Origin of the sequence: Sphingobacterium sp. BS-2, assembly GCF_046161205.1 — a bacterium.
In the GTDB taxonomy this organism is placed as follows: domain Bacteria; phylum Bacteroidota; class Bacteroidia; order Sphingobacteriales; family Sphingobacteriaceae; genus Sphingobacterium; species Sphingobacterium mizutaii.
On record NZ_JBIXGO010000018.1, the window covers coordinates 54,276 to 79,294 of the forward strand.

Annotated in this window: 18 protein-coding genes; 12 read left to right on the top strand and 6 right to left on the bottom strand. The window is 41.3% G+C overall.

Features of this window, described 5'->3' with window-relative positions; genetic code table 11:
* Complete coding sequence (locus ACK2WI_RS10560; RefSeq protein ID WP_409150728.1) at positions 1-618, bottom strand: hypothetical protein; 618 nt, start codon at positions 616-618, stop codon at positions 1-3.
* A 106-nt stretch (positions 619-724) separates the two neighbouring features.
* A complete protein-coding gene (locus ACK2WI_RS10565; protein ID WP_312696712.1) occupies positions 725-2,323 on the bottom strand; it encodes a Na+/H+ antiporter in 1,599 nt (532 codons plus the stop codon).
* A gap of 41 nt (positions 2,324-2,364) precedes the next feature.
* Between ACK2WI_RS10565 and rlmF the strand changes: the two genes are divergently transcribed.
* From rlmF to ACK2WI_RS10625, 12 genes are all read left to right on the top strand, one after another.
* Entirely contained in the window at positions 2,365-3,249 is an 885-nt protein-coding gene (gene rlmF, locus ACK2WI_RS10570; RefSeq protein ID WP_409150730.1) for a 23S rRNA (adenine(1618)-N(6))-methyltransferase RlmF, read from the top strand.
* A gap of 466 nt (positions 3,250-3,715) precedes the next feature.
* Complete coding sequence (locus ACK2WI_RS10575; protein ID WP_409150732.1) at positions 3,716-6,679, top strand: SusC/RagA family TonB-linked outer membrane protein; 2,964 nt, start codon at positions 3,716-3,718, stop codon at positions 6,677-6,679.
* A 6-nt stretch (positions 6,680-6,685) separates the two neighbouring features.
* The gene (locus tag ACK2WI_RS10580) at positions 6,686-8,191 is read left to right on the top strand and encodes a RagB/SusD family nutrient uptake outer membrane protein (protein WP_169919011.1); all 1,506 of its coding nucleotides are present in this window, start codon (positions 6,686-6,688) and stop codon (positions 8,189-8,191) included.
* Positions 8,192-8,202: 11 nt separating this feature from the next.
* A complete protein-coding gene (locus ACK2WI_RS10585) occupies positions 8,203-9,303 on the top strand; it encodes a fasciclin domain-containing protein (RefSeq protein ID WP_409150734.1) in 1,101 nt (366 codons plus the stop codon).
* 24 nt (positions 9,304-9,327) lie between these two features.
* Positions 9,328-10,419: a DUF5007 domain-containing protein gene (locus tag ACK2WI_RS10590; RefSeq protein ID WP_093098100.1), complete on the top strand. Its 1,092-nt coding sequence runs from the start codon at positions 9,328-9,330 to the stop codon at positions 10,417-10,419.
* 11 nt (positions 10,420-10,430) lie between these two features.
* Complete coding sequence (locus tag ACK2WI_RS10595; RefSeq protein ID WP_312696715.1) at positions 10,431-13,592, top strand: SusC/RagA family TonB-linked outer membrane protein; 3,162 nt, start codon at positions 10,431-10,433, stop codon at positions 13,590-13,592.
* A gap of 5 nt (positions 13,593-13,597) precedes the next feature.
* Positions 13,598-15,142 (top strand): RagB/SusD family nutrient uptake outer membrane protein, encoded by a 1,545-nt coding sequence (locus tag ACK2WI_RS10600; RefSeq protein WP_236736494.1) that lies wholly within the window; start codon positions 13,598-13,600, stop codon positions 15,140-15,142.
* On the top strand, positions 15,114-15,899 hold the full coding sequence (locus tag ACK2WI_RS10605; protein ID WP_139185470.1) for a hypothetical protein: 786 nt from the start codon (positions 15,114-15,116) through the stop codon (positions 15,897-15,899). Before ACK2WI_RS10600 ends, ACK2WI_RS10605 begins: the two co-directional genes overlap by 29 nt.
* Before the next feature lie 4 nt (positions 15,900-15,903).
* Positions 15,904-17,514 carry a DUF5008 domain-containing protein gene (locus tag ACK2WI_RS10610; RefSeq protein WP_312696717.1) on the top strand — a complete coding sequence of 537 codons (1,611 nt, stop codon included), beginning with the start codon at positions 15,904-15,906 and terminating at the stop codon, positions 17,512-17,514.
* A 10-nt stretch (positions 17,515-17,524) separates the two neighbouring features.
* On the top strand, positions 17,525-19,243 hold the full coding sequence (locus ACK2WI_RS10615) for a LamG-like jellyroll fold domain-containing protein (protein WP_312696718.1): 1,719 nt from the start codon (positions 17,525-17,527) through the stop codon (positions 19,241-19,243).
* A gap of 11 nt (positions 19,244-19,254) precedes the next feature.
* Positions 19,255-20,631 carry a BT_3987 domain-containing protein gene (locus ACK2WI_RS10620; RefSeq protein WP_312696719.1) on the top strand — a complete coding sequence of 459 codons (1,377 nt, stop codon included), beginning with the start codon at positions 19,255-19,257 and terminating at the stop codon, positions 20,629-20,631.
* Between the two features lie 17 nt (positions 20,632-20,648).
* Positions 20,649-21,686 carry a PKD domain-containing protein gene (locus ACK2WI_RS10625; protein WP_312696720.1) on the top strand — a complete coding sequence of 346 codons (1,038 nt, stop codon included), beginning with the start codon at positions 20,649-20,651 and terminating at the stop codon, positions 21,684-21,686.
* A 389-nt stretch (positions 21,687-22,075) separates the two neighbouring features.
* On the opposite strand, the gene yajC is transcribed toward ACK2WI_RS10625, so the two are convergent.
* Genes yajC through ACK2WI_RS10645 form a run of 4 tightly spaced genes read right to left on the bottom strand, consistent with a single transcriptional unit; the run spans position 22,076 to position 24,939 of the window.
* The gene (yajC, locus tag ACK2WI_RS10630; protein ID WP_185214208.1) at positions 22,076-22,387 is read right to left on the bottom strand and encodes a preprotein translocase subunit YajC; all 312 of its coding nucleotides are present in this window, start codon (positions 22,385-22,387) and stop codon (positions 22,076-22,078) included.
* A gap of 27 nt (positions 22,388-22,414) precedes the next feature.
* Positions 22,415-22,858 (bottom strand): DUF1573 domain-containing protein, encoded by a 444-nt coding sequence (locus tag ACK2WI_RS10635; protein ID WP_409150735.1) that lies wholly within the window; start codon positions 22,856-22,858, stop codon positions 22,415-22,417.
* Between the two features lie 11 nt (positions 22,859-22,869).
* On the bottom strand, positions 22,870-23,820 hold the full coding sequence (gene nusB / locus ACK2WI_RS10640) for a transcription antitermination factor NusB (protein WP_312696721.1): 951 nt from the start codon (positions 23,818-23,820) through the stop codon (positions 22,870-22,872).
* A gap of 48 nt (positions 23,821-23,868) precedes the next feature.
* On the bottom strand, positions 23,869-24,939 hold the full coding sequence (locus ACK2WI_RS10645) for a Glu/Leu/Phe/Val dehydrogenase (protein ID WP_093098116.1): 1,071 nt from the start codon (positions 24,937-24,939) through the stop codon (positions 23,869-23,871).
* Positions 24,940-25,019 lie beyond the last annotated feature (80 nt).

The following is a 25,019-nucleotide window of genomic DNA, read 5'->3' on the forward strand; positions in this document are numbered from 1 at the left end:
TTATGTATCATAAGAGTAGTCATAGCCTATAACTTTCCATTTTCCATCTACCAATTCGAGAAAGTAAACAACGCCCTGCCCACACATTACTCCACAATAGTAATAACTGTTGATCAATGCTTTTTTCTTATCAGCGGTGAACAGTGGTTTATCGAACGAATAGAATTCTATGGGGACTTCAAATTTTCTATGGACAGTAAATTTTGCGGGTTTCACTTTCTTCGACAATTTGGAATAAATGGGGTAATCTTCAGTATGCAATAATTGGGTTTGATAGGCATTGAAATCTTTTATATCGTTGGACAGTTTTTCGGATGCCAACTCAAGAACAGATAGCTGAGACTCCAGATCAAATTCGCTGTCTAAGCTGGAATTGTAGTATCCTCTCCCAAACTTAGGATCATAGAATTTATGTTCTAAATCTCTATCAATAACATACCTTGCGGTATCAAATTCTACCACTGCATCCACAATCTTGGAGAATTCAGCTCCAATTGGGGAATAAGTCGGGAAGACCCTGTCCAAGAATTCTTTTCCTGAGATATAATTGGTTTCCTTTTTCTGCCTACATGCCATCATCATGATGATAACCAATGTGTAAATCCCTAGCCTTTTCATAATCTTGACCTTTTGTACTGATATGATGAAAAAGCAAACTAGATTGCATAAAGCAGATGAAAGATAAACTAAGACTATCCTTTTGGAATGAAATTCTCCCTTTCATTTACCTCCTATTCAGCCTCGATTCCTCTAAATCCAGGTTATGCTCCAAGGACCTCAAAATAGCATCGTCATAATTCTTTTCACTGACCAAGGTATAGATCACATCCCTCCTCACATTGATCAGGTCCTGCATCACCTGCTTATAGAGCCCTCGTTCATTGGCAATCTTGATCTTGGACTCACTGTTCAAGTTTGTAGCTGTAGATTCCAGGCTGCGTTTGAGGGATAGGTTAATAGCTTTTACGGTATTGCTCTCTTCAAGTTCCTTGGCATATTTGGTTTTCAGCAATTCCATTTCTTCCTTCACCAACCGGTACCTGATGGCCTCAATCTGCGCTTCTTCTGGAATCTCTGATGACTTACCATCTAGGTTCACTAGTTTGATCAACCAAGGCAAGCTCAATCCTTGTATGACCAAGGTGACCAGAATGACCACAAAGGTGATGAAGAGAATAAGGTTACGATGTGGAAAATGTTGCCCGCTGGAAACATAGATGGGAATCGCCAAGGCTGATGCCAAGGAAACCACTCCTCGCATTCCTGCCCAGCCAAGGATGAGCGGCATCTTCCAACCCGGTGAAGCTTCCTTTTTACGGACTTTCGGAAAGATCCTTGGGACATAATTCACAATGTAAATAAACGCGATCCGGATGACGATGATAACCAAAGTGATGATCAGCGCAATTTCAATCGCCCAGGATGTTGACACGCTTTCAATTCCGTCGATAATAATCGGTAGTTCTAAACCGATCAGGATAAATACAAATCCATTCAATAGGAAGCCAACGGTTTCCCAAACTTCACGCGTCTGGATCCGGGTATTATAGTCCATATAATCCTTGGAGCGATATGATAGGAACAGTCCTCCGGACACTACCGCAAGGACACCTGACCATTCAAAATGCTCTGCAACGATATACATAATATATGGAGCGATCAGAGTGATTGGCGTGGTGATACTGGATGCTTTGGCAATGTATTTCAAGAAATAGAAAAGGATATTTGCTATTACAAGTCCCACGCATACGCCCATAACGGCAAGTAAAAAAAATCCTACGACCGCTTCCTGCATGGTAAAAGCACCGGTCATAATGACCGCCAAGGCCATCCTGAATACCGTAAGGGAGGCAGCATCATTGACCAAGCTTTCGCCTTCTAACAAGGTAATCCCCCGTTTTGGCATAGTTACTCCTTTTAGGACCGAAGTAGCAGCCACTGCATCTGGAGGCGATATAATGCCCCCCAAAAGGAATCCTAATGCAAGCGTAAATCCTGGAATTAAATTAACAGATAAATAAGCTACAGCAATGGATGTAACGAAGACAAGCCCGAATCCCATGGTCAGGATAGACCTGCGATTGCTCCAGAAGCTATTCCATGAGGTATACCAAGCCGCTTCAAATAATAAGGGTGGCAGAAAAACCAAAAACACCACATCGGGGTTTATACTGAACTCTGGTAATCCTGGAATCAAGGAAATCGCTAATCCTCCGATTACCAATAAGATAGGATAAGAAATCTTAAAGCGCTGAGAAACGACAAATAACATGGACATGAAAAAGAAGAGAATCATGACCAATAATATATTGGATTCGATCATATTTACTTAATTAATAGATATCTTTGTGCACAGTAAAAATAATGGAAAAAAACTCAAAAAATCTACACCCCCGCAATAAGTTCAATCAGGAATATGACTTCAAGAAGCTGATCAAACATGTTCACCAACTGAAGAAACACATCGTTGTCCTACCTGATGGCCGTCAATCTCTAGACTTCAGAGATCCGGAATCTGTTTTCCTTTTGAACAAAGCTTTGTTGGAATCGGAATACAAAGTCAACAACTGGGACCTATTGAATGGCAGCCTATGTCCTTCCATTCCGGGAAGATTGAATTATATCCATTATTTAGCTGATCTCATCCAACCTAAAAACCCGAAGAAAGTCAATGTGCTGGATATCGGTACTGGCTCTAGCTTAATCTATCCCATTCTCGGCTTCTTAGAATACCATTGGAACTTTGTGGCATCGGATACCCATATCCCTTCCATACAACATGCTCACAAGATCTTGAACGACAATCCTTATCTAAAAAAAGGAATCAAGATAAGACAGCAAGAAAACAGTGACCATATCCTTAAAGGAATCATTCAACCCAACGAATATTTCGACGCCATACTTTGTAATCCCCCATTTTACAAATCGCGTGAAGACTACAGGCAAACGGTTCTGAAGAAAAATCAAAAACTACATCAAGAAGCTGAAAGCACGAAAACCAACTTTCAGGGTCTTTCGAATGAGCTTTGGTTCCCAGGTGGAGAAAAGAAATTCATCAGCAATATGATCTACGAAAGCTTTGACTTAAGAGATCAGATTGGCCTATGTTCTGTCCTGGTTTCCGATAAGGATAACCTGAAGCCTTTAAAAGCCATCTTGGAATACCACAAAACAGAAGATGTAAAAGTGACCCAAATGAATCAAGGCAACAAGATTAACAGAATACTTTCTTGGCGGTTGAATAAATAAGAGCAAAGTTTAGTAATACTCTTTTCGACTGTTACAATTTTCTAAGTCCACTTTAACGTTAAAGCAGATTTGGACAGGATTTGCTATTTTTTTTAAAAAAATTTGCTAAAACGTTTTTTATTTCTAAATTAGTCTTAACCATTAACATAAACTAATACTAACAGTCACATTATGAACTTATTTCTACCTACAAAAATCTGCAATTTATTTTCCGGCTAATTAAAGGAAATCATGTTTAATTTTTACCCAAACTAAACACAATTGACCGTTGATGTACCGATATCCTATTACCCAAAAACTTAAATTATGAACCAGAACAAATTGCATTTCAACTTTCAGAACAATTAACGGATCTAGAGCATAGACTTTTATTTCCCTTTATTGAACGGATGGCTTCCTTCTGGAATTGCTGTCTGAAACCTACTAGTATCTACTATTTTACTAACCGATAAACAGCACTACAAATATGAGTGTATTATGGAAGTTTAAATCGTTATTGATTTTAATGTCTATGTCCGTGGGGCATGCGCATAGTCATAACGTTGATTTTGCCAACCTATCCCTGCAGGACACCACCGGAACGGATTCCATTCCTGCTGTCGATACCTTGGCGGAGTTAAAGCCACTTTATGAACTAGACCTACCTAAGTTCAACACCCTTCGGAACATGAGAACTAATTCCCTGGTTACTGCCAATAGTTTGCAGCAGTATATCAAAGGTGAATTACCTGGCGTCTATGTCTCTGAATCAAGCGGTGAGCCTGGAAGCAATATCCAGATGTTCGTTCGCGGTATCAGTAAACCAATCCTGAACAATCGGGATATTTACAATACCCAACCCTTGGTCGTTCTAGATGGTGTTCCCTTAATCGGTGAACATCCCTTTGCATTTGATGTACAGAACTTTGACATCGAACGTATCGGAACTGAGAACAACCTGCTTGGCAATATTGATTTCGACAATATCCAAAGCATCAGGGTATTAAAAGACCTATCCGCAATCGCAACCTATGGCCCTTTAGCTGCCAATGGAGTGATCGAGATCACATCTAGGAAGGCTGAAGGCGATGGCGACAAAAGAATAGCAGTAAACAGCTATATCGGTATGTCACAACGCCCTTCGGTGACCACCATTAACGGAGCTTATGAAAATGCTTTTAGAAAGCAGTTTTATGATCTATACACCACCAATGGTAAATACAACCAGGATGATGTCTACCCAATCTATTTAAGTGACTCCTTAAATAATGATTACTATGGCCCATCAAACTGGTCTGACAGCTATTATTCCAATGGTTTGAACCATGGTATCAATGCCAATATCTCGGGTGGACAGCCTCGTGCTACTTTCCAGTTCTCGCTCGGAAATGTGAAGACCACCGGTGTAGCCGATGACACCAAATTCGACAAATACAATGCTCGTTTCTTCCTGAACCTGCGACCTTTCAAATGGCTAAACTTTGAAACGCTCTTCAACGCATCGAGATTGAACAGAGACCGCAACAGAAACTTGCGCAACAGATTTGCCATGATGGGATACCTTCCAGACTTAGGTGCACCTCTTGCCCCTAACAAAGAAGTCTATGATTTATATCTTAAGGAATTCGATAAGAGCTTTGACAATAACTTCAGCAATATCCTAGAAGGATTCTTCCGTCTACAAGTGAATGTTGGAGCCTTAAAGATCCGCAGTAAGTTCGCCGTTGATTACAACGAAGGTTACCGCGATCTGTTCTACCCAAGCACCATCTTGGAGAAAAGTAATTTCGCTTCCAACTACTATGGTTACAACCAACGCTTATTGGTGGATAACCAAGTTTCCTACGATATAGAAAACGATGCAAACTATTTCTATTTCGAAGCAGGTAACACCTTGATGTGGGATACCTATAAATACAACTACGCCTATGCCTACAAAGGTGTCAATGACTTTATCAAGCTTAACCTATTAGAGTCTGACCCAAATAGTGGCAACTACCTAAATCCTACTGCCTTCCCTAGACAATTGGTCTATAAGTTCTTGGACAGAACCAAGCACAACATGGTCAATTTCTATGGTAAAGCTTCTTACACCTACAACGAGGCCTATACTGCAGCCTTGACCCTTCGTTATGACGCATCATCGAATGCACAGCCGACCACGAGATGGTTCTTGTCTCCTATCCTAGCCTTAGGATGGAATGCAAAGAACGATTTCATGAAGGATAACGAATCGGTTAGCCTATTTAATATTAGAGCAAGCGTAGGCAGGATCGGTCATTACAACCTATACGATAATTACGGACAAGGGCCTAGCTATACAGCAGAAATTGGCTACACCGGTAATGCAATCGTTCCGGGATACAATGGTTTTGCGGCATTAGTTCGCCCTTACAACGTAGGATGGGTTGGTTATGACCTTCCTTGGAGCTATTCAGACAACCTGAACTTAGGCTTTGACCTAGGCTTCAAGAACCGCGATATCCAAGTATCCTTTGATGCTTACGTTCGCGACAGCAAAGATCAGTTGATCATGTTGCCGGGTAAGAAAGACTTCGGTTATGATTATCAATATGAAGCCGGAATGGATGTACGCAATATGGGTATCGATCTTTCCGCTTCGGGAAATGTAGTGCAAAATGACAAGATCACTTGGAACACTGGATTAGTCCTAGGTGTGAATACCAACAAGCTATTGGCCTTGCCAAATAACTTGGATGAAATCGAAGTGAACGACAGATTATTGAAAGTCGGTGAAAGAATCGATGCATTCTGGTTGTATGAAAACAATGGAATGTACCAAACTGACCAAGAGGTTCCGCAATCAGGCGGTCAACGCATGACCTACAATGGAATTATCTTGAAAGCTGGAGATCCAATCTGGTCTGATACCAATGGCGATAACCAAATCACCAAAGAAGACAAAGTCCTTCAAGGCAATATCATCCCTAAGCTTAGCGGCTCATGGAATAATATGGTTGCTTACAAAAACTTTGATCTGAACCTGAACTTCTACTTCAACTTGGGAAGAAAGATCGTCAACCAAGAGATGTCAAACCGATTCAACTTTATTGAAAACGAGAATGCCAGCAGTATAAATTCAATCAAAGAGATTACTTTTTGGGAGAAAAGAGGAGATTACGATAAATATCCACTGTACAACCCTTGGTCTTCCGTGGCTCCTTTCCAAACCAATCAATCCTTGTTCCTTGAGGATGGTTCCTTCTTAAAACTAAGAACAGTGACCTTAGGCTACAACTTCAAGGACATCATCGGAGACCGTCTAGGTAAAAAAGGAGATTTCTACGTCTACTTATCTGCCAACAACTTATTTACTGTCAGCAAATATTCTGGAAGGGATCCAGAACTGGTGAATTACATGGGTTACGACCAAGGTTATTCCCTTCCGATTCCAAGAACATTTGCCTTAGGATTCAAACTTAAACTGTAACCGATCATGAAAAGAATATTAATCATTTTAATCGTATTGAGCCAAGTTTTCGTGTCCTGCAAGAAAATGCTGGACATTAATTCCACTCGATTGGTTTCAGAAGAAAATATGTGGCTGAGCATGGAGGATTCCAGAGCGGCCCTAATGGGGATTTACGGATTGACCAAATCCGCCCTCAATGATAACAATGCACATTGGATCTACGGCGATGTACGTTCCGGAGAGTTCTCCGTGCCTATCCGCCAAGACTTGAAAGCTATTGCCAAACACGACCTGAATGCTTCTTTCGGTGTAATGAACGACCTAAAGAGCTGGAGACGCTGGTATGCAGTAGTGAATGCTGCCAATATCTTCCTAGAACGTATCCAGGAAGTTAAGGACAATGACCAACGCTATACCAACAACAACATGGTGGTGGATATCGCGCAAGCCCGTTTCCTACGTGCCTTTGCCTATTTCTATATGGTGCGCATTTGGGGAGATGTTCCATTGATCGTCGCTTCTAAGGAAGGAACTTTTGATGATCAACCGCGCGAAGATCAAAGCAAGGTGATGGCCTTTGTGGAGCAAGAACTGCAAAAGGCAGCCAATGACCTTCCATTCCTTTATAGTTCCAATGACCCTCAACAACAAGGTAACTACTATAACGAATATAACAGCAGATGGAATGGCGCATTAGCTCGTAAAACTACGGCTTATGCTATTTTAGCGCATGTTGCAGCTTGGCAAAGTAATTATCCTGATGCTGCGGCTTACGCCAAATTCGTTATCGACAACCAACAGAAAGGTAGCTTGGGTTTAATCCCTACCAATAACTTAACGGATCCCAATGGATTTTTCTACGACAAAAACCCGAACCAGTTATTAGGTTTCGGACATATTTACAACCACGTAGAAGGTTCCTTTACAGGGCATATTGAAGAGTTGACCTTGGCATCGCCAGTGGTAAACAAAAGCATCCCGGATATGTACATGTCCAAAGACAAGATCCTTTCCATCTTCAATGAGTCCACCGACGAACGTTTCTCTGCCGATACCTTAGGAAACCCAGTAACCGAAGTCTATTTCAAAAACTTCAATGGACAGTATCCTATCTTCAGCAAAGTGAAATGTATCATGGGTGGAGTAACTGACCCTACATTCAGGTTCTATTCCAGTGCTACCGTATTCACTCGTCTTGAAGATATGTATCTATTGCGTGCAGAAGCTTTAGCCGTTATCGGGGAACAAGCTGGTGCCATCGACCTATTGAATTCCATTCGTGAAAGAAGAGGGCTTACCAACTATTCAGCTGCTAAAAACGGTGAATTGATCGATGCCATCTTCCAAGAGAGAAATCGAGAGTTGATGGGTGAAGGGCATCGTTGGTATGATATGGTCAGACAGTACAAGATCAAGAATGATAATTCAGATCTGAGCAAACTGATCCGTTCCAAAGGACATTATTGGCCTATCTCGCCTCAAGTCTTGACCCAGAACAAATTATTAACCCAAAATGAATATTGGAAATAAACCGTATAACCATGAAAGTCAACAATCTATTTTATAGTTTACTCTCCTTGATTTTGGTTAGCGGATGCACCAAAGACAATGGATATTACAACGAGTCGGTAAATAAGGTGACTTATGATGGTACTATTTTGGAGTACCTTCAAAGCAAGCCCGGTGTTTTTGATTCTCTACTGAAAGTATTGGATCGCACAAAAATGCAAGCCGTTCTAGCTTCAAACGATAAATACACCTTCTTTGCGCCAACCAACCAGAGCTTTCAATTAGCAATCGAAAACTTGAACAATACCCGCAGAGAATCGGATAAACCTTTGGAATATCTAGCCAATGTGGACCTCCTTCAATTGGACACCATGATGGCGCAATACCTGATCAAAGGCTTCTACCCTAGTGATTCCATGATGATGAAAGATGGAATCCAGCTGCACGACTTCAAGTACAAAAGAACGATGAACGCTAAATTAACGACAGCGACCTCATCTGGATTTGAAAGCGGCGGCCCTAAGGTCATTGAATACTCGGACACCAAAAACAGCCAATTCACCAGAAACTGGATTACCGCAACGACTGCTTCCATCAATATCGAAGCAAAGAATGGGATGATCCACGTTGTTTCTCCGAACCATGTTTTCGGTTTTAACGACTTTGTGACCCGATTGACCTACATCCCACCTCCACCAAACTTATTCGTAACTGTTGGCGGTAAATTCTCGGTATCTCGCGAGAACGATGGTGGTATCAATGCTGTAGAAGCTTCGAAATATGTGTTTGATGGCAATCCAGAAACCAAGTACCTGTTAGGTAGTTTCGGTGGAAACTGGATGCAAGTGGAACTAAACGAACCAACTGCAGCAAATGCCTATACCCTAACCTCAGCGAACGACGCGGTTGAAAGGGATCCAATTGACTGGACCTTGACGGCATCTGATGATGGATCAAACTGGGTAACACTGGATTCTAAATCTGGAGAAGAATTTACATCTAGGTTCCAACAACGTGTCTTCTGGATCAGTAACACCAAAGCATACAAGTATTACAGGTTAAATGTACAACGTGTTCGCTCTGGAAATCTATTCCAATTGGCCGATTGGAGCGTAAATAAAGGAACTAAATAATCTATTAACCTTAATTGAAGAAAAATGAAAATCAAAAATAGTATCCGATTGCTCTGTCTCTTTATAGGGAGTTATGGATTATTTACCGCCTGTTCAAAAATGTACGACCTTCCTGAAGACAGGGATTTTATAAGCGAAAACATCAATTATATTATCAAGGTCATCGAACCTACCCTAGGCAGGACGAATGTCTTTACTTCCCTTTCGGAGGATAACTCTACCCTACCGATGAAGTTTGAAATTGTCAATGCTAGGTATGGTGACGGTCGCCCTGTTACGGACTTATTTACCAATGTTAAAACCTATGAATGGATCCAGGAATACGATGGAAAGGAAAAATCATTGGCAGAGATCGAAGCGAAGAGAAAATTGGTGGAAAAACCAGCATTCGAAGTTGATAGCAATGGTCGATTGATCTTATGGGCAGGAGCAACAAACGCGGTCATCAAACCAAGGCCTGTCGATACAGTCTTGAAAACACAAGATATCCGTTTCTTTGACCTGAAGGTTCAGAACTCGGGAGGTACCCAGATCATCAAGGACTTCCAATTTATTCCTTGGCGTGAGATCCCTTATTACCCAGCGACGGACATCAACCCTTATACCGGGGGGAAAGCTCCAGATCCGCAGCGTCCTAAGGATACCACCAGACAGGATTATATCATCCCAAGTTTCTTAAGCAATGTAATTGGCGAAAGGACCCAATTGCCTTTGGTTAACAATAACATCCAGAAAGATGTCGTGGTTTACATCCGACCATTTTCTGGAGGCAAAGGCAACAGCTTACGTTTCAAGTTCATGGGTGCTGACGGTAAGTTTATCAATCCCGTGAAATTCAATGAAACCCGATGGGACTTCCTAGTCCATGGATTCAGTAAAGTGACGACTACAGAATATGTGCAATATGATGTGGCCTATCCGATTCCATTAACCTCGTTCCGCACAGACTTTTCTTCTGGTGGAACGGCCAGTGTGTCTTTTGCCTATTCCAGGATTGGATTTGGAGGAGACCGTACAGTGGGTCAATTTGGACTGAACTTCGCGATCTATAAAAAGGGAGATTGGGAAATCGTTTTCCATTTCCGTAATCAGAACCCAAAATTCGAGGATGAATAAACCTTAGCCTTATGAAATTACAGAAACTAATCATATTAATCTTAAGCATTTTTAGCCTACAATTTGCTTATGCTCAGAACCAAAACCTGCGTGGTCGAGTGGTTGATGAGTCTAATAACGGTATTGCCGGCGTAACAGTGATAAATGCGGCGACCAATAGGGCTATTACGGCAACTGACGACAATGGTAACTTTGGCGTGAGTATAGCCCCAAATACAGCTTTAATTTTTAAAGCTGTAGGTTTTAATCAAAGAAGAGTAACGGTGAGAGCCAACCAAACGACCTTAACGGTTCAAATGAGCTCCACTCAAGATCAGGTAGAAGAAGTCGTAGTCCGTGGATATGTTGCCCGTAAAAAGGAAAATACCACAGGATCTTCTTTCACACTTGGAGAAAAGGATATCCGTGACGTCCCAACTGCCAACCTAGAGCAATTGATGCAAGGTAAGGTACCGGGATTAAACGTACAGGTAAATACCGGTGCACCAGGTTTTAGGGGCTCAACTCAAATCCGTGGTCTTTCTACCCTTTCCACCACAGGTTCAGGTAGCGAGTCCATCTTGATGCCTACATCTCCCCTATATGTAATCGATGGGGTTCCGATGGATGCAGATAGAGCTTCAGAATTCGGTCTACAACAACAAGGACCGGGAATCTCGCCACTTTCCTTGATCCCACCTGAGGATGTGCAGAGCATCGAAATCTTGAAAGATGCCCAAGCGACATCACTTTACGGTTCTCAGGGAGCCTACGGGGTAATCATTATTACCACAAAACGTGGAAATTCTCCAGTGCCTAGAATCAACTATACACACAGTACCTTCTTGAAGACTCCACCAAAATTGAGAGAGACTTTAGGAGGTAACTTAGAACGCCAAATCAAAATCTGGCAGATTATCAATAACGCGAGAACACAGGCCGAAATTGACAGAATCATGCAAACCCCGATGCTTGCAGATAGTTTGAATGCATTCTTCAATAACTCTACAAACTGGCAATCGCTTTATTACCAAAACACATTCAACCAAAACCATAACTTAAGTTTGGATGGTGGTAATGAAATCCTTTCCTATAAATCCAATTTGGGTTATTATGGGGAAACCGGAGTAATCAAGAATACAGGCTTCAACCGTTATTCAGCCAACTTGAGAATGGATTACCGTCCTACGAAGCGCTTTGAATTTACAGGACAGGTATTTGCTCAGTTAGGTAAACAGAATAAAGGAGATGGTACAGGTATCCTTCAAACTGGGGTATCAACAGGCGGTATGAACTCTACCCTATTGCCTCCTCCGGGATTCTTCTCGGCAGACAACGATTATATCTCTGCCATTAGAACCAAAAATGATAACAGTTCCAAATTGATCCGTCCGTATGTGGAAGGTAAATTTGAGATCATCCCAGGTCTGAGATTACAGTCGGCTATGAGTTATGAATTTGCTTCAAACAATGAAGACAAATTTACTCCGGCTGCAGCTGCGGGTCAGTTCTCTGAAGTCTATTCATTTGCTGGTCGCGAATCAAACCTATACAACAGAAATATCCTGAACTATACCAAGGATATCAATGAAGACCACAACATCTTTATCAACTTGTTCAATGAGGTAAGACATAACCAACGTCAGAATACCATCACCAAACAAGCGAGAACACCAAATGACCAATTCGAAGGTCCATTAGGTTTCGATGGTTATTTCTCTAGAGGTGGTGGTGTATTGTCCAACTTCAGAAATGAGAAAGCGCTATCATTTGCCCTTGCGACTACCTATAGTTACAAAAGCAAATATATCCTAGATCTATCCTATCGTTTGGATGGTTCCTCTGCCAATGGTTTCAAGAACCTATATACCAAGAATCCAGCTGTCGGAGTTCGTTGGAATGCACACCATGAAGAATGGATCAAAACCCTTCCTTGGATCAACCTTGCATCCCTACGCTTTACATGGGGTGTAAACGTAATGCCAACCAGTACCTTGGAACGTATCTATGGTAAATATGATATTTCTGGTCTTTACAATCAGATCAATGGTATCGGTATCAATTACGAATTTATTCCAAATCCAAACTTGTTGCCAGTTACCTCCATGCAGTATAACTTAGGGGTAGACCTTACCTTCCTGAACAACAAAATTGAGATTATTTACGATACTTATTACAAAAGGGTAGAAAACCTATTGTTTGAGTCTTTCTTGAACAATACTTCCGGATTTGACAAACTTCACTCCAATGATGCTGGACTAGCAAACTATGGGCATGAGATTGCGTTGAACTTCCGCCCTCTTTCGGTCAACAGTCCGTTCAACTGGACCCTGTCTATCAATGGTGCTTACAACCAAGACGTCCTATTGCAATTGCCTGACAACTTTAGAGGACAATTCATCAAATGGGATGGTCAAGCAGATAGATTGCACATGGTAAACCGCGTAGGTACCTCGGCTTTATCAAATTACTTGTTAGAAAATATCGGTGTATATGCGACGGATGCCGATGTACCAGTGGATCCGGCTACCGGCCTTCGCTACCGTACTTCGGATGGAACTTTCTTCCAAGCTGGGGACCCAATCTACGTAGATAGAAATGGAGATTATATTTTAGACAACCGTGACTATGCACGTGCTGGTAATACGCAACCATTATGGACTGGTGGGGTTCAAAACACCTTGAACTACAAAAACTTCCAGTTATCGATCTATGCCTCTTACACAGCCAAGAGAACCATCTTGAACTATGCCTTAGCACAACGTCTAAACCTGTATAGAGATCCTTTTGGAGGTGGTTTAGTCGGAGGCAAAAGTGATGGAGCCACTGCCATTGTCCCTATTGAAAACTTAGATATCTGGTTGAAGGACGGTGATATTGCCAAGTATCCTTATCCATACGATTTCTCTAGAAATGGCAGTGTTCAACCATTCCGTTATGATCAGACCTTATGGGAAGAAAACGGTAGTTATTTCAAAATCAACAACATCATCTTCGCTTATGTTTTCGATCGTGATATGTTGAGGAGATTTAAACTAGATCGCTTCCGTATCTATGCTTCAATGGACAATGTATACTCCTTCTCTTCGTATTCTGGGCCAAACCCTGAAAACGTAACGAGCTTAGGCCGTGATGCATCAAACGGATATCCAGTACCAAGAACTTACACCCTAGGCTTCAACCTTTCATTCTAATGACTATGAAAAATTTGATAAAAAATAAATTAGCTGTAATTGGACTTGGGATTGCCTTAGGGTTCAGTGCGACCAGCTGTAATAAATATCTAACCGTAGAGCCTATTGACCGATTGACAGGTAATAACTATTACCTATCCCAACAGGATGTTGAATCCAATATGGCCTTTATGTACGCTAGGTTCTTTGAAAAGATCAATGAAACCTGGGTAATGGGCGCAATTGGAGAAGCTAGATCCGGGGAAATATTTGTTTCTGATGGCGCTAATAGCTACAGCCAAAGAAAGGTAATCGAGGTCTTAGGCAAAAACCAACTACCTGTCGCCATGTATTCTTCGCAGTTCGACTGGTATAGATTATATGTGATCAGCGATTGGAAAAAGTACTATCAAGTCATCCAAAGTGCCAACATTTTAATTGAAAAATTAGAAGAAGGTATCCCTGGGGTTACTGGTTCTGATCAGAGCAGGTACATAGCCGAAGCAAAATTCATCCGCTCATTTACCTACTTCTGGATGGTCAGGTTATATGGTGATGTACCGTATTATACCGACCCATACCATACTGACCCACTTCCTCGTGAAAACATGGTTTCAGTGTTGAATAAATGTATTGCAGATCTGACTCCACAAAAAGATCTAATGCCTTGGTCATTGAATGATCCAGGACTTAGAGGGGCAAGACCTGCAAAAGGTGCCATTATCGCCTTGTTGATGCACATGAACATGTGGAATTCAAGTTTCGATCCGGGCAACAAACAAAAGTACTTGACAGAAGCAGCGGCCCTTGGCAAGCAATTGATCGACAGCAAGCAACATAAACTGGTTGCTCCGTTCACTGACCAAAACTGGGCAGTTGTCACAAAAGGTAGAAGTGAAGAATCCCTTTTTGAGTTCTACAAGAGTATCAACTACGGAGACAATGTAGCCGCTTTAGCGCCATTCTGGGATCACTTCTTGCGTTGGCCATATAAATTCCCTCGTTTCAACAACCAGTTGAGCCACTGTTATTTTATCTCTTCCTACATGAACCAGATCTTCCCAGAAGGTGATGCAGACAAGAGAAGAGAAATGTGGTTTGAAGATATTACTTCAGACAATGGAAGGTTTGTGTTGAGAAAGTTCGGTACCAACGTGTATGCTTCTGGAAACGAAGATAAAAACCCTGACAATACCTTCAGTATTTTCCGCTATGCAGATGCTATCCTGCTTTACGCTGAGGCCTGTGCCGAATTAGGTAAAGATGCAGAAGCAACAGCCGCAGTGAACTTGGTTCGTGATCGTGCTCAAGCTTCCCGTTATAGCGGTGGCGGTGGTGCTGATTTGAAGAACTTTATATTCCTAGAAAGAGAAAGGGAATTGATCGGTGAGGGCCATCGTTATTTTGACCTGATCCGTACCCGTAGGATCCTGAGCTCAGAATGGACCATGTCCCCGCTTACACTGGATCAATACAACCGTGGCGGTTGGACTTGGCCTATCGACCCGTCGGCCTTGAACAACAACCCGCACATGAAATTAAATGAATACTGGACTACAATTGGACGATAAGATGAAAAAGATATTTAAACCCCTGCACATCGCTCTTTTCCTTTTCGGAATCCTGTTTATAAGCAGCTGTAATAAAGATGATTATTATGAGGATGGTGGATTGGCAAATGCTGAATTTAACGGTACTATTTTGGAATACCTGGAATCGAAACCGGTATTATTTGATTCCTTAGTCCAAGTCATCAAACTTGCTGGCCTAGAAAATGAATTCAAGACCAAAGAGTTTACCTTTTTTGCACCATCGGATCCGGATATCAAGCAATTGATCGGAACCATTAGGACTGGCAATTCACTCAACACCTATCTCTACAACCGAGGATTGGATACCATTCAAAAACTGAGTGATATTGACTCGGCAATCTGGAGAAAAAACTTGTTGCGCTATATGTTTAATGGAAAGAATAAACTGGCAGATTATCCACAGATCGACTTCTCGTTGATGGGAACCTATCCAGGACAAAACTACATTTCTCAATCGGGGTATGTATCCAATATTGGTGTAGTTTTCAATGATATTGTTCAGATGAGTGGTGCAACAGAAGTATCAAGATTGAAATACAAAGGCTACAGACAATTGCACCTGTCCTTTTTCCCAGATGCTTCCAATCCAGATTGGTATGTCAGTTACCCAATAGGTACGTCAGACATACAACCCAACAACGGTATAATCCATGTATTGGACTACACCAAAAGTGTATTTGGACTGTACCCAGGTTCGGAAGAATTTATCCTAGATGTTGCTCAAAGTAAACGATAAAATTATGAACAAGTTAGCTAAATATTATATATTCATTTTTGCGGTCTTCGGATTGTTCTCTTGTTCCAAAGAAATGGATTACCATGCTGAACCTTATCAGGAAGGTAAAGAAGCTTTGGGCATTGTACTGGAACGTACGCAAAAACCCGCACCTGAAACAGGTGGTCCAGGTACCCAAGTGAAATTCAAGGTGTCTGGTCTGGCGGCCCATAAAGACAAAGCCATTTTCAACTTCAATGGCCAAAAGGCAGAAATAGTATCCATTACCGATTCTGAGATCACCGTTAAGGTGCCGGAATTCGCCAGTACCGGTATTACCAGTATCCTGATTGATGATATCATTTTTTACGGTCCAAATTTCTTTGTTCAAGGAAAGGTGAAAATAGACCCTTCTTGGCAAGCGACCTATGGTGCCTCAGGTGGTGGTATCTATGACATCTTACAAACCGTAGAGGAGAAAAACATCCTAATCGGATCTTTTACCAATTATGAAAATAAAGGTAATATCAAACCGACCAATAGAATTGTCAGGACCTTTAAAAATGGACAGTTTGATGCTAGTTTCCGTCCTGGAAATGGTGTACAAGGTTTCTTGAGTAATATTGTCCAAATCCAAAACGCGTACTACATCGCGGGAAATTTCTCTGGTTATGATCAGCGAACTGACAATATCTCCAATTTGACCCGTATCAACTTAGTGGGACAGATCGATACCATGGCCGTAAAACCATATCGCCCGCCACACTTACCGGATACCATCAAATACTACCCTAAATTCAATGGTGGATTCAATAGCATGATCCATACTATCAATGAACACAATGGAAAAATATTAGCCGTTGGAGATTTTAGATATCATATCCATAGAACTTACGGTAAACCAAACTACCTAGAGACCAGAGATTCGGTAATCCTAGACAGTACCGAGATCCGCTCAGTAGCCTTATTGAACCTCGATGGAAGCCTAGACAAGACTTTCCGTTTTTCAGGAGGCAAAGCACTTGCAGGTGCTAATGGCCCTACCAAAGGCTTCTACCACAAAACCGGCAGTTTAAAAGGTAAAACTGTTATCTATGGTTCCTTCACCAGTTTTGACTCGGAAGCACATGGATATATCGTCCGCCTAAATGCTGACGGAACGGTAGACAAGACCTTCAACGTCGGAAAAGGTGCCAGCTATAAAGTGGAAAGTGTGACTTATAACGAGAAGACTGGAAAATATATGTTGACCGGAGATTTCAAGACCTTTAACGGCGTAAATACACCAAAATTGGTGATGCTGAATTCCAACGGAACTATTGACAATACCTTTAAGGTTAAAGCATTCAATGAAGGTTCCAATACTAGGTATGCACTACAGTTGGAAGATGGTCTCATTGCGGTGTCTGGTTATTTCCTTTCTTACAATGGAATAGCAAGGACTAACTTTATGATCATCGACGCGAAAGGTGACCTAGTGAAAGGCATGAACAATACCGGTTTAGTAGGCGGATTGATTTCGAAAATGTATGAAACCAAGTCTGATGATGGTAAACGAGCCATCCTATTGTTGGGTGATTTCTTCAAATTCGACAACATAGATGCTAGAGGTATTACTAGAATAACCATTGAATAAACTCCTAATTATGAAGAAACGTATTTTAAACTCCATTTCAGCCATTATGCTGATAATTCTGGGCCTTAATATCACTTCCTGTCAGGAGGAATTCTCTAAGGTTATTCCAGAAAACGACACGGATACCGTAGATGTGATCTACGGTACTCCAAAAGTATTGTTATTGATAGCCGATGGTGCCCGCGGCGAGTCCGTACGCACCTCCAATGTGACGACGATCAATGCCCTTCTTCCCCACTCTATCTATTCATGGGTTTCACTAAGTGAAGAAAATGCTGCAGGTATTTCTTCCAACTGGGCCAATTTGTTCACCGGTGTAAACTATACCAAACATGGCGTGCGGGAAAATGACCTAGAGGCCAATAAATTTGATGCTTATCCTCTTTTGGCTGCCAGGATCAAAGAATCATCTGGTGATTCCATCAAGATGAGCACTATCAGTCCGAATGCTACCTTCCTTAAATATTTTGGTGCCAATACCAAAGCTCAGGCTGCCCAAAACGATGAGGATGTAACCACTAAAGTAATCAATGACTTGAAAGACGAAAAGCTCTCTTTCATTACAGGTCATTTTACAGCGATCGATGCTGCTGGAAAAACCGCAGGCTACGATGTCTCTAAACCAGCATATAAGGCTGCTATCGAAAAGTTTGATGGACAGGTTGGTCAGATCATCAAAGCCTTGGAAGCAAGACCGAATTACGCTAAGGAAAATTGGATGGTGATCATCACTTCGAGTCAAGGTGGCGAATATGAAATTCCACCTGCACAAAATGACAATACCATCTTTAGTAATGCGGCACTGAATACCTTTACTATTATCTATTCGCCAAAATATGCAACCAAATTTATCGGTAAGCCATTTATTGGAAATAAGTTCATCGGTGATTTTATGCGCTTCAATGCAGAGAACTATGCTCAATTGGATGTTGGTGACAACAGTATTTTCAATCTTGATAACACTGACTTCACGATCGAACTGAAAATCAAAAAGAACAAAGGTCGCGACAATAACTATGCCTTTTGGTATCCTTCCATTATCGGCAAGAGACAACATTGGCAAGGCGGTTGGGGCGAAGATCCAAGCGGCATCGGTTGGGTAATCCACTTAGATGGGGAGTCCTGGATTTTCAATGCCCGCGGGGATAAAGGTACCGGTGAAGTGAAAGCTGACCGCAACATGAACCGTGGTACTTGGAACTCGATCGCTGTCACAGGACAGATGGTAGATGGCAAGAGAACCGTTAGGTTGTTTACCAATGGCGAACAAACCAAAGAAGCTGATATTACAGGCTGGGGTTCCATTACATCGGATGCCAAATTCCGCATCGGTTTCTTGGAGACTCGTGAAGGCTGGCGTTCCGATGCCTACATAGCCGATGTGAAATTCTGGAAAGAGGCTCTTTCTCCAGAAACCATCAAACAATACAGTTGTGATGTAGGTATTGTATCAAACCATCCGAACATTAATTTCTTGGCTGCCTATTGGCCAATGAATTCAAAGGATGCAACAACCATCGTGGATGAAGGTCCATTAGGTGCAAACCTGAAAACAAACGGAACTTATCCGATTACCACATTGAACGATTTCATTTGTGCGCCTACTTCGTCAACATTGAGTTCAATGGTACCTAGAAATATCGATATCTCCACGCAAATTATCAGTTGGTTGAAAGTACCAAGACAATTGAGCTGGGGTCTTGATGGTCGTGTTTGGATTGATAAATAAACCTATAGATTATGAAAACCATATTGAAATTATTCAAAAATATATACCTGCCGATCCTTTGTATTTCCGTTTTGTTCGGATGTAAGGATACAGCCTTGGAGGATTTCTCCCTCAAACCGGGCTCTGCTACGACGGTGGGTTCGGGGGACATCGCTGGTGGCATTACGAAAACCAATGAACAGATCACCGTTCCGGTAAGTATCAAACTGAGCACGCCTGCTTCTAAAGCTTTTGATGTAAACCTAGCGGTGAATCAGAAAGCTGCAGCGGACCATATCAAAAACAAGAACCTAGGCAGTAATTACATTGCTATCAAGCCAGAATCTATCTTTTTACCAAACAGTACCAAGGTAAATTTCGGAGCAGATTCTGCAGTGTTCAATGTTACGATAACCCGTACCGAGGTGGAAAAATATTTCGGAAAGAACATTGTCATTGGCTATAGCATTACCAATGCTGGAAAAGGAAACAACATTGATAAAAACAATGCTACGGGGGTACTAATCCTGAAAGTTAATGACCTGATCACAGAATCAGACATACATTTCATTTCCTTAACCAATGGTGCAGGTGCGGTCTTAGAAGCTAAAAACCAAGTTAATTATGTCAGCTCATCCTCTGGGATGACCATACCATTGGGCATTAGCTTGGCAAGTTTCCCTGGTTCTGCTTTCACGGTGGAGGTGGTTACTTCGACGGATACCATCGCCCAATTGATTAAAGCTGGAACATTACCAGCAAATACTATCGGGCTAACACCGGAGCAATATACTATCCCTAGTAAGGTATTGGTTCCAAGCAATGCCAAATCAGCAGGTCTTGAAATCAACGTTCCTTGGTCGGTAGTCAATGCTAATCTGGACAAAAAACTGGCTGTATTGGTAAAACTAAGCTCTTCTACCCTACATGTGCTCAATCCACAGAAAAACTATAGCATCATCTTGATCGATTCTGAAAACGTGGTTGAGGTGGATGTAACGAATCAAGGCGAATATTTCTACAGTAGAGATAATGGAAACCAAAATGAAAATGCTGTCAAATTGATTGACAACAACTACAACAGTAAGTTCCTATTGTTCGATTTCGTAGACCTAGAGCTGAAACTGGTATATGATGAGCCACAGAAGATCGGGGCTTATACCTTCACTTCAGGAAATGATGCCCAAGAAAGAGATCCAGCAGAATGGGTGCTTTATGGATCCGATGATGGAACCACTTGGGAAGCCTTGGATACACGCAGAACAGAAGTTTTCAATAACCGTACAGAAACTAAACGCTTTAACATTCAATTCCCTAAAGCGTACAAACAGTTCAAGCTACATATTGAAAGAACGAGAAGCAGTAGTTTATTCCAGATGGCGGAATGGAGAATGGTTAGAATTCCTTAACAATTACAATGATCAGAATGATGAAAATAATGAAATATGCATTTTACTGCTTGATCTTGGCTTCGATCAGCAGCGCATGTACAAAGGATGAACAGGGGGTTCCTGAAATCATAGAAAAAGAGCCGAAGCCAACGGCAGCTTTTACCTATGCATTGGCAAATGCAAACGACCCCTTTACTTATAAATTCGACAATAAGGGAACTAATTTCAAGGAAACCCGCTGGTCCTTCGGTGATGATAGTACATCGTCTATTGCAGCACCATCCCATACCTTCTTGAATACAGGCACCTATGTCGTAAAAATGGTAGCATTAAATGGAGAAGGCTATTGGGCACAGCGGGAGGAAACGATCCGCATCTCTGCAGCCAATTTGATCAAGGTAAATACCAAAACCGTTGGAGCAGGTAAACTGAACTTGTCTTTCACGACCAATATGGCCGTGAGCAAAACAGAATGGCGTGATGGCTATAAAACTTCTGGAGCGATCCTCAGTACCGACAAAACCATTGATCTGACCTTTGACCCGGGAACCTTTAAAGAGATCCAGTTAAAGCTGACGACCGCAAAAGGATCGGTAGCGATGATGAACCTTTTTGTATCCGAATTGGGACTAATCAAAGATGTGACTACCTTTGAGAACATGTTCTCGGTATCCCATGAAAATGGTGGTGGTCCAGATGGTGGAGAAGGATCCAAGAAGATGATCGACGGTGATATCACTACCAAGATATTTGTGGGTGGTGTGGGACCAAATATGAGCTGGCAGTTCCTATTTGACTCGCCACAAGTGGTGAATGGCTATAGCTTGACTTCTGGTAATGATGCGCCAGACCGTGACCCAAGGAGATGGAAAGTGGAAGGCTCCATTGATGGTAAAACATGGGTAGTGGTTGATGAAAGAGGTCCTGAATACTTCACAGAAAGAAGACAGTCTAGAACCTTTAATTTCACCAATAAAACCGCCTATAACTATTATAAATTCTCCATTACTGAATTGAATGGTGGAAGTAACTTCCAGATTTCGGAAGTCCGAATCCTTGAATTCCCTCAATAGAAATTCCACATAAGAATTTAATACGTTAGTAAAATCCTGGTTGCTGATTCTGTTTACAGAAAAGGCAATCAGGATTTTTTTTACCCTTCCCTTTTAAGAGTAATATTTTAAGTTTGACCTTATTCGAGACACATTGCTAAAACTCGCAAAATGACCCAATAAATTCCAAAGGAATTCCCGACTCATTTCCGAAGGTTTCCCGAACATGTCTCGAATATGCCTCGAATGAAACCAAAAAAAATCTCGCTGCATCTTTTGAAATGCAGCGAGATTTTTTTTGAAGTATTTAGTAGTTAGTATTTAGACACCTATATAGGCTTCAAAAGAACCTAGTGGGATCCATTGTACGCCAATACAAAGTCTAAATACTAAATACTTTCTACTAAATACTACTTAGCTTCAGTATTCAAAGCTTTAGAAGCTTCTAGAGAGATAGCCGTTTTGTCAAAGCGGATTTTAACACCATTACCTACGTCTACTAAGAAAGTTTTATCACTTACTTCAACGATACGGCCGTGGATTCCAGCAGTAGTCACTACTCTAGAGTTTACACCAATTTCTTCGATATATTTTTTGTGTTCTTTTTGCTTTTTCATTTGTGGTCTAATCATAAAGAAATAGAAAACCACAATGATTAATACCATAGGAATTAACTGTGTAAAGCCACTTCCTCCTACTTGTAATAAAATTGTTGAAATCATTTGTATATTATAGTTTATAGTTACTTATTAGATTGCCTCTACTTCACCTTTCAATTGAACGGTGCTGATGTTTGCCTCAGCATTGGAAGCAATGGTGATTATTTTCTGTTGTTGTCCGACTTGGCCACTGCTGTTGAACTCTACAGCGATTTCACCCACTTTCCCTGGTAATACCGGAGTCGTAGTAAATGTTGGCGTGGTACAGCCACAGCTTGCTGAAACTTGGGAAAGGATTACAGGGCTAGTGCCTGTATTCTCAAACTTGAAAACATGCTTAACGACTTCGCCTTCTTTGATCTTTCCGAAATTATAAACGGTTTCCTCGAATTCCATTTTTCCGATTCCATCGTTCCCTTCAGTAGTTGCTGATTCGGTTGTATTTTGTGCATCAGCATCTGCTTTCTTGCCTTCTTGGTTACAAGAAGCAAACAGGACTGTTGCAGCAACAAATGATAAAATAAGTTTTTTCATGTTAATATGATTTAAGCGATCAATCCCCTACCTTCTTTTTTGATACGTCTTTGCGCATTCAGGTCGGCAAGGATTTTATCTAAGATACCATTGATAAAGGTACTACTTTTCAAGGTACTGAATGATTTCGATAGTTCGATATATTCGTTTATGGTTACTTTGACAGGAATAGTTGGGAAATTGATCAACTCTGTGATTGCCATACGCATCAATAGGTTGTCTACCAAAGCGATACGGTCAGATTCCCAGTTCTTGGTCTTCGCCGCGATCATATCTTGATACTCATCTGCATATTTGATAGTCATCTTCAATAGATCGATAATGAAATCCTTGTCCTCTAACCAGCTCGGAGTCAAATCAGCTAATTTGTTTTTAGCAGGAACTTCAGAACTGAAATTCTTGAAGGTCTTGGCAATCATAGCCTGAAGCACTTCCTTGTCCACTTGCCAATTGATGAAACGCTCGTCTAATGCCTGCTCGATATCTGGTGATTTCAAGATGATCTTTTTGAAGATATACTTAATGATATCTTTTTCGGCTGAAATAGAGCGGTCTTCAAGATTTAGGTATTCCAGGTAGGCTTCTGAATCTTTTAGTTGGGAAAAGATAGAACGAACAATTTCCGGATCGTAATTCCAATCAACTTTATAGCGCTTTACCTTCTCTAGGTATTCCCTGTTTTGTCTCAAGGAATCGATGAAGGTATTGCTGTTTAATTTGGTAGAAGTAAAGGTCTTATCCTTATCTGATGGAATCCACTTATTGGCGATTCCCTCCACATCGACTAGGACATACTCAGCCACTTCATCTAGGAGATTCAGTGTCCAGATGTACATTTCATCGACTTCCTCCACACTTTTGAGCAGACTTTTCTCAAAATTGACGATGTTCTTGTCTTCCGACAAGCTGTAGGCATACAATGTCTGCATGACCTTTACCCTAAGGTGTCTTCTATTTAGCATAATTTATTGAAAGAACGAATATTTAATAAAGAACGATATTATACTATATTATTTTAACTTTCTCATGTCCTGAATACGCTTTTCAGCTAATTCTTTAGCGGCCTGATAAGTAGAGATATTTTCTTCTTTTGATTTTTGGATTACGTGTCTGGTTGCGGTGTAAATGTAACGGATCAGGTGATCAGTGCGATCAGCACCATAACCTTCTAATTCCGAGAAACAGCTGATCAATGCACCAGCATTGATTAAGAAATCTGGAGTATAAAGGATGTTGTTATCCTTCAATAATTGAACGGTTTTTTCCTCCTCCAAGAGTTGGTTGTTCGCAGAACCAGCGATAATCTTGCAACGCATACGTGGAACTGTATCTGGATTCACTGTACCGCCTAATGCACATGGTGCATAAACATCAGCATCCAATTCAAAGCTAGTTGAGTAAGTTATAGGTTCAGCTTTATATTTCGCTGCAATTTTCATCTTACGCTCTTCAGTCATGTCAGAAACATAAACCCTAGCATTTTCAGCACGTAATAGAGATACTAAATGCTCTCCTACGCTACCTACACCCTGTACAGCGATCTTTCTTCCGGCAAGGTTATCATCGCCATAAAGCTCTTTGATAGCCGCTTTGATACCGTAATAAACGCCTTTGGCAGCAAATACGGTAGTATCACCAGAACCATTCAATGAAGTTGGCAAGCCAGCAACATAGTTAGTTTCTGCATGAATGTATTCTAAGTCTTTTTGGGTGGTACCCACATCGATGGAAGCGATAAAGTTTCCATTCAATCCGTTGATAAACCGTCCAAAACGACGCATTAAGACTTCTGATTTTTCGGTTCTGTTGTTACCAATGATAATGGCACTACCTCCACCTAGGTTAAGACCAGCAAGGGAAGCTTTATAGGTGATGGCTTTCGATAGACGCAAAGCATCTTCGATAGCTTCGGCTTCTGTAGCATACGGCAACATTCGGACCCCACCGATGGCAGGTCCTAGCGTGGTGTCATGGATAGCTACAATAGCTTTCAAACCAACTTCCTTATCATTACAAATGAAAATATTTTGATGGTCTGAAACACGCATCAAATCAAATAACGAGGTAGAATCTTTTTGCATAAACAAACAAAATTAACAGGTACAAAATTAGCAAATTATTTAGTTCTTTAGCCAAAAGCCTTAAAATATTCGATTTAGGG

Excerpts from the sequence above, each read along its gene's own strand:
- ACK2WI_RS10595 (WP_312696715.1), top strand. The coding sequence starts at position 10,431 with ATGAAATTACAGAAACTAATCATATTAATCTTAAGCATTTTTAGCCTA.
- ACK2WI_RS10585 (WP_409150734.1), top strand. The coding sequence starts at position 8,203 with ATGAAAGTCAACAATCTATTTTATAGTTTACTCTCCTTGATTTTGGTT.
- ACK2WI_RS10600 (WP_236736494.1), top strand. The coding sequence starts at position 13,598 with ATGAAAAATTTGATAAAAAATAAATTAGCTGTAATTGGACTTGGGATT.
- yajC (WP_185214208.1), bottom strand. The coding sequence starts at position 22,387 with ATGATTTCAACAATTTTATTACAAGTAGGAGGAAGTGGCTTTACACAG.
- ACK2WI_RS10565 (WP_312696712.1), bottom strand. The coding sequence starts at position 2,323 with ATGATCGAATCCAATATATTATTGGTCATGATTCTCTTCTTTTTCATG.
- ACK2WI_RS10620 (WP_312696719.1), top strand. The coding sequence starts at position 19,255 with ATGAAAACCATATTGAAATTATTCAAAAATATATACCTGCCGATCCTT.
- ACK2WI_RS10560 (WP_409150728.1), bottom strand. The coding sequence starts at position 618 with ATGAAAAGGCTAGGGATTTACACATTGGTTATCATCATGATGATGGCA.
- ACK2WI_RS10575 (WP_409150732.1), top strand. The coding sequence starts at position 3,716 with ATGAGTGTATTATGGAAGTTTAAATCGTTATTGATTTTAATGTCTATG.
- ACK2WI_RS10635 (WP_409150735.1), bottom strand. The coding sequence starts at position 22,858 with ATGAAAAAACTTATTTTATCATTTGTTGCTGCAACAGTCCTGTTTGCT.
- ACK2WI_RS10610 (WP_312696717.1), top strand. The coding sequence starts at position 15,904 with ATGAACAAGTTAGCTAAATATTATATATTCATTTTTGCGGTCTTCGGA.
- ACK2WI_RS10580 (WP_169919011.1), top strand. The coding sequence starts at position 6,686 with ATGAAAAGAATATTAATCATTTTAATCGTATTGAGCCAAGTTTTCGTG.
- ACK2WI_RS10615 (WP_312696718.1), top strand. The coding sequence starts at position 17,525 with ATGAAGAAACGTATTTTAAACTCCATTTCAGCCATTATGCTGATAATT.
- ACK2WI_RS10625 (WP_312696720.1), top strand. The coding sequence starts at position 20,649 with ATGATGAAAATAATGAAATATGCATTTTACTGCTTGATCTTGGCTTCG.
- ACK2WI_RS10645 (WP_093098116.1), bottom strand. The coding sequence starts at position 24,939 with ATGCAAAAAGATTCTACCTCGTTATTTGATTTGATGCGTGTTTCAGAC.
- nusB (WP_312696721.1), bottom strand. The coding sequence starts at position 23,820 with ATGCTAAATAGAAGACACCTTAGGGTAAAGGTCATGCAGACATTGTAT.
- ACK2WI_RS10605 (WP_139185470.1), top strand. The coding sequence starts at position 15,114 with ATGAATACTGGACTACAATTGGACGATAAGATGAAAAAGATATTTAAA.
- ACK2WI_RS10590 (WP_093098100.1), top strand. The coding sequence starts at position 9,328 with ATGAAAATCAAAAATAGTATCCGATTGCTCTGTCTCTTTATAGGGAGT.
- rlmF (WP_409150730.1), top strand. The coding sequence starts at position 2,365 with ATGGAAAAAAACTCAAAAAATCTACACCCCCGCAATAAGTTCAATCAG.